This window comes from Bacillus pseudomycoides DSM 12442, assembly GCF_000161455.1.
Taxonomy (GTDB): Bacteria; Bacillota; Bacilli; order Bacillales; family Bacillaceae_G; genus Bacillus_A; species Bacillus_A pseudomycoides.
The window spans coordinates 5,426,936-5,432,948 of the sequence record NZ_CM000745.1 but is presented as its reverse complement, the minus strand read 5'-3'; the positions used below and the strand labels follow the sequence as shown (position 1 = coordinate 5,432,948).

The window sequence follows — 6,013 nt, the reverse complement described above, 5'->3', positions numbered from 1 at the left end:
CGGAAAAATTATCACGACTGGTACCCTTACTGAACTCAAAGAGATGTTCCCGCCAGCAAAAGTGGAGTATATCGAGAAGCAGCCAACATTGGAGGAAATTTTCCTCGCAATCATCAGTAAAAAGGAGGAGATATAAATGAAAAGCAAAACAGGGGTGTTACTAGGGCGTTTAATGCGCAACATCATGCGCAGCCCGGATACGATTATCACGGTAGCGATTACGCCGATTATGATGATGCTGCTGTTTGTTTACGTATTTGGCGGCGCCATAGAGACAGGAACGGACAACTACGTCAATTATTTATTGCCGGGAATCTTGCTGATGGCTATCGCATCCGGTGTAGCTTACACTTCCGTGCGGCTGTTTACGGATGTAAAGAGCGGGCTGATGGCGCGTTTCATTACCATGCCTATCAAGCGCTCGTCGGTATTGTGGGCTCACGTATTGACCTCACTTGTTTCCAATGTGCTTACTATCGTGGTGGTTATCCTCGTTGCGCTCTTGATGGGCTTCCGTTCCAGCGCTGATATCCTAGATTGGCTCGCGGTAGCTGGGATACTCGGGCTGTTTACGCTGGCGCTGACATGGCTGGCGGTCATTCCCGGGTTGACAGCGAGGTCTATGGAAGGGGCGACGGCCTACTCGTACCCGCTGATTTTCCTGCCGTTTATCAGTTCGGCCTTTGTTCCTACCGAAACTATGCCTAAAATTGTCCGTGCGTTCGCTGAGAACCAGCCCGTGACTTCAATCGTGAATGCGATTCGTGCCCTCTTGTATGAAGGGTCTGTTGGCAACGGTATCTGGATCGCGCTTGCTTGGTGCGTCGGCATTATGGTCATCGCTTACTTCTTCGCCAGTAAAGCATTTAAACGCCAGTTAGGGTAAGTACACCATCGGTTCGGTGTCTCATGGCAACTAAAACTTCCGAAATAAAATATATGTTTGGAAAAGCACGGGAAATTTTTCCGTGCTTTAATTATTTGTCATGTTCTCAGGATAACTATTGTCGATATAACACCTTCATGTTTTTTAACAATTGGGCGCTATTGCGGAAGATCTAAGGTGAAAAATGAACAAACTTTTTTATAAAATCGAAACTTAAATCTTTTTTTAAACAGGCTCTTTCTTTTTGTTCGTTTTTCAAGGTTATTTGCATTAATTTGAACAAACTTTATTCTAAAACAATAGCTTAAAAAAGTAATGTGTCTAACTTTGGCTTTTGTTTTGTTACTCTATCTTTATGTATTTGGCCAGATTGCGGAGTGACGGATTGCGCAAATAATGAAAACTTGAAATCATTTGGGGTACCGTCATATGCCCATCAACTTAAGAATATCAACTACCCTCAATTGTACAAAACCGTTATTCTTTCTAAGCAAGGTTATTAGAAAGGATGACGCCTTTTTGTATTTAAGGGTATTAAAATCTCTTAAGGTGAGGGTATGTATGATGATGGGTTGATTGATTGATTGATTGATTGATTGATTGATTGATTGATTGATTTTGCCACATATTAGGTGTTTTTTTACGGAATATTCAAAATAGCATCTCGATGGCATAATATTATATTGCTTATATTTACGAATGCTTAACATTGGATTAATCCGATGTTTACATTATTTGGGTATTCTAAAGGAGTAAACAAGTAACAAAAAATACAATGTGAATAGGAGGGAACTTAAATCGATTCAAATGACAGAAGTTGGGCATAGTGTAAACTTATTTGAATTTTTTATTTAATAAAAATCTATCAATCATTATATAAAAATAGCTTAGTAGTCTTATTGATAAGTAGGATATTTTAATGACGGTAGTAAATAAAATGGGTCTATTGATGTGTTTTTATCTGAATTTTCTAATTCGATTATTTCAACCTTATGATGATAGTAGGAGGGAATTTTGTGTGATAGTATGTGGGGTGTAAAGTGTAGAAAATTCTGAAAAAGGGATGTGGATTGGATGTTCAAACTACTGTAAATAATAAAGTTACAGAACTATTAAATCATTATTTTCATCGAGTGAAGGTGAATCTTGTAGAAGAGGAAAATCAAAGAGAATTATATGAACATGAATTGATTAATGAACTATTCCCGTTGTTTAATGTTGCAGGAAATGACAACATGAATAGGGATTTTCTAATTCGCTTTCGTTTATTTGTAAGGGAGATTATTTCAGAGCAAGAACAGAAAATGAAAGAACTTGAAAAAACAAGAGATGAAGAGATAAATGTATTTGATTTAGTAGAGCGAAAAAAGATAATGAACTTTATGATTAATTGAAGTTTGAATTGTATTAAAGTTTAAATAAAAATAGTTAGAGTGATTAATTATATCCAATAAAGGGCCCATGTACGCAAAAACATCCATTTTAGTAAACTTAAGGAGATCGTTTTTATGAAAACTACCGACTCAAAAAGTCTATGGGGAAATACAATTTATTTACAAGTTTTCTCTGCGTATTCACTGATTATGCTCGGAGTATTTATTGATATGTTAGCCATTATGACCATTGTTGGTTTTGAATGGGAAGTAGACCCTACTATGATTGGATTGATTCCCGTTGCGTATGCACTTCCAGGAATTTTATTTAGTTCATGGGCAGGTGTGATTGCTGATCGCTTTAGAAAAATTCCAATTATGATGTTTAGTAATCTAATGGTTGGTCTATTAACAATCGTTCTTTTATTTGTCCAAAATATTCATTGGCTTTTGTTAGCTTTAATGATTCGATCCATTTTTACCGTTTTCTATTATCCTGCACAGCAAACACTAACACGACAAATTGTATCCCCTGATTTACTTACCAAAGCGGTAAGTATCAACGGTATAGTTGAGCAAGGAACCAAGATAGTGGGTCCGCTTATAGGTGGAGTGTTACTGAGCTGGTTTCAGCCAGAGTTTTGTCTTGTAATAAGGGCAATATGTAGTTTACTAGCTGCTTTGGTTTTATTGCCCACAATAAGGTTTAAGGAATCTCTGTCAAGAGAATATATAGAAAAGCAACAGCAAAGCACTTGGACTGCCTGGTTACAAGGTTGGAGTTATGTATTATCCAATCGGATGATATTATCAACCATGATTTTCTTTACAATAGGTATGGCAGTATTACAATTAGTAGACTCGCAGTTCCCTACTTTATTTAAGAGTTTGTTCCCAAATGATAAGAGTAAAATGGGATATATCATTTCTATTATTGGTATTGGGGGAATACTTGGTGCATTCTTAACACAAAAAATAAAACATTTTCAATACGGTTGGGTAGTATGTGGGGGCATTGCTTTAATGGGAATTGGCTTTGGCGGAATTAGTCTGATAAGTCTGGTAAGTCCCGGTACATCTCTTATTTTTGGCTATCTGATTAGTTTTATCGCTGGTATTGGAAGTGGACTTATGCTTGTATCCAATCAAGTCATTCTGCAAATAGAATCTCATCAAGAACAGGTCGGAAGAGTGTTTGGAATTCAAAGCAGTTTAGCAAATGCAGTCCTCATCATTTCTCCAGCTATGAGCGGACCACTAGTTCACCTTTTCGGAGTAATTCAGCTCTATCTTTATGTAGGTATTGGGCTCATCATCATTGGAGTAATTGGGGTTTCATTACAAAAATATTTTTGGGTTAAACATGAAAACGAACACATAAAAGTAACTAATCTTTGAAGGGAGATTTCTTTATGTCCAATGAGGAGCGTTATCTTTTAAGTCATCCACAGAGGAGAATATGGTATACAGAAGTTATTTATTCAGGTAAAGGTATATGTAATCTAAAATTCTTGTTCAAGATCCATCGAAAAATGGATTATTCATTATTAAATCGAGCCATGAATCGTGTTATTAGTGAAAACGATGGTTTGTGTATCAGGCTGAAAGAACATGGACATCAGGAACCTGAGCAATATTTTGTTAAACATCAAGAACGAGAATTTGACTTCTTTGATTTCAGTTCTGAGAGAGATTCAGATTTGCTGGAAAAATGGATTGAGCAGAAGGCGCAAGAGACGTTTACATTATTTGATTCTGATTTATACTATTTCGCTTTAATAAAATTAAGCGATAATGAGTGTGCCGTCTTTGGCAATGTCCATCACATTATCATGGATGGTTTATCAATCCAAATTTTTACTAGTCAGATTGCTAAATATTATCATAAGTTTCATAGTGAGACAGATGTGAGCATACCTAGGAACTCATATGTTCAGTTTCTAGTCAATGAACAGACATACTTGAACAGCAGTCGTTTTCAAAAGGATCAAAACTTTTGGTTAGAGGAATTCAATACACTTCCATCCGTGACGGGATTGAAACCCTATGATGCTTACCAAGTTAGTACGAGAGCATCACGTGAGACGTTTACATTATCGGAACATTTGAAGAAAAAGATAGAGAAATTTTCTGGAGATTACAAATTTAGTATATATACTTTTTTTGTTGCTGCGCTTTCGTTGTCGATGTATCGATGGACCTCATCGCTTGATATTGCCTTGGGAATGGCTTACGGCAATCGTATGACTAAAATGGAGCGGGAATTAATTGGAATGATGGTGAGTACAGTTCCTCTAAGAATGGATATCGATCCTGAAGAAGAAGTACTCTCATTTATTGGTCGAGTGTCTAGAAAACAAAGTAAATCATTACGACATCAGAAATATCCATTTGATTTGTTATTAAAGCAGATTAATAAAGAGAATAACAGTAATGTTCGACTTTTTGGAACTACGATTGATTATAGAGAACGTGCTGAAAGTGGTGATTCTCTTTGGATTCCAAATCGTGAAGAGGTGCAAGACTTTGCAGTACATATCGAAAATTTGACTGATATAGACTCTTTACAAGTACATGTTGATTATCGTGAAGAGCTATTTTCCAAAGAAGAGATAATTCGCTTTTTTAACACCATGCTAGCATTAATGGAAAACACATTTGAAAATCCGAAGCAGAAGGTTGCTGAGATCGAAATCATTTCAGAAGAAGATAAAAGAAAAAGTCTAGTAGAGTTCAACAATCCTAAGCTTGACTTTCCACCTCAAGCAACCATCCATGAGTTGTTTGAGCAGCAAGCGACGATTCATCCAAATGCCATTGCAGTTGTGTATGAAAAGGAGGGGCTTACCTATAGTGAGCTTAATGAACGTGCGAATCAGTTAGCTCACTATCTACAGAAAAAGGGAGTAGGACCTGATTCATTGGTTGGGCTTTGTGTTGAACGTTCTCTTGAAATGATTGTAGGTATTTTGGGGATTCTGAAGGCTGGTGGAGCTTATGTTCCACTTGATCCAACATATCCAGAGCAGCGACTTCAGTATATTTTAGAGGATGCTAGCATTCAGTTAGTCGTAACGCAAGAGAGTTTAAAAGAATCGAAATGGTTACCAGAGAATATTAAATCGATTTGCCTTGATCGAGATCAGGTTGAGATTGAGAAAGAAAGTACTGCTTTACCGATTTCTGATGTAAGTCCCCAACATCTCGCTTATGTGATCTATACTTCGGGATCAACAGGGAATCCGAAGGGAGTTATGGTAGAACATCACAATGTGAGTCGTTTATTTAAATCAACGGAATGTTGGTATCAGTTTGATGAAAAAGATACTTGGACGCTTTTCCATTCTTATGCGTTTGACTTCTCAGTTTGGGAAATTTGGGGAGCATTGCTCTATGGAGGAAGATTGGTTGTTGTTCCTTACTGGATTAGTCGATCGCCTAAGGATTTCTATCAACTGTTAGTAGAGGAAGAGGTTACGGTTCTTAATCAGACACCATCCGCATTTCGACAATTGATACAAGTGTGTGAACAAGAAGATGAGAATAAAAACTTGCATCTGCGCTATGTCATATTTGGTGGGGAAGCACTCGATCCTACCAGCTTGCTACCATGGTTTCAAAGGTATGGAGAACAGAACACACAGCTAATTAATATGTATGGAATTACAGAAACTACCGTTCATGTTACGTATTATCCAATTACTCAAGATGATGTGCAGCATTCTTCAAGAAGTAATATCGGAAAGCGGATTCT

Annotated in this window: 4 protein-coding genes and 1 pseudogene; all 5 read left to right on the top strand. The window is 37.1% G+C overall.

Annotation, left to right across the window (positions count from 1 at the left end):
• A pseudogene (locus BPMYX0001_RS33465) lies at positions 1–136 on the top strand (ABC transporter ATP-binding protein); the annotation flags it as partial.
• A complete protein-coding gene (locus BPMYX0001_RS27515) occupies positions 137–886 on the top strand; it encodes an ABC transporter permease (RefSeq protein WP_006097454.1) in 750 nt (249 codons plus the stop codon).
• 1,070 nt (positions 887–1,956) lie between these two features.
• A complete protein-coding gene (locus BPMYX0001_RS27510; RefSeq protein WP_006097453.1) occupies positions 1,957–2,280 on the top strand; it encodes a hypothetical protein in 324 nt (107 codons plus the stop codon).
• 114 nt (positions 2,281–2,394) lie between these two features.
• Complete coding sequence (locus BPMYX0001_RS27505) at positions 2,395–3,657, top strand: MFS transporter (protein WP_003209780.1); 1,263 nt, start codon at positions 2,395–2,397, stop codon at positions 3,655–3,657.
• Between the two features lie 14 nt (positions 3,658–3,671).
• The coding region (locus tag BPMYX0001_RS27500; protein ID WP_033799810.1) for a non-ribosomal peptide synthetase at positions 3,672–6,013 on the top strand (2,342 nt) is incomplete at its 3' end.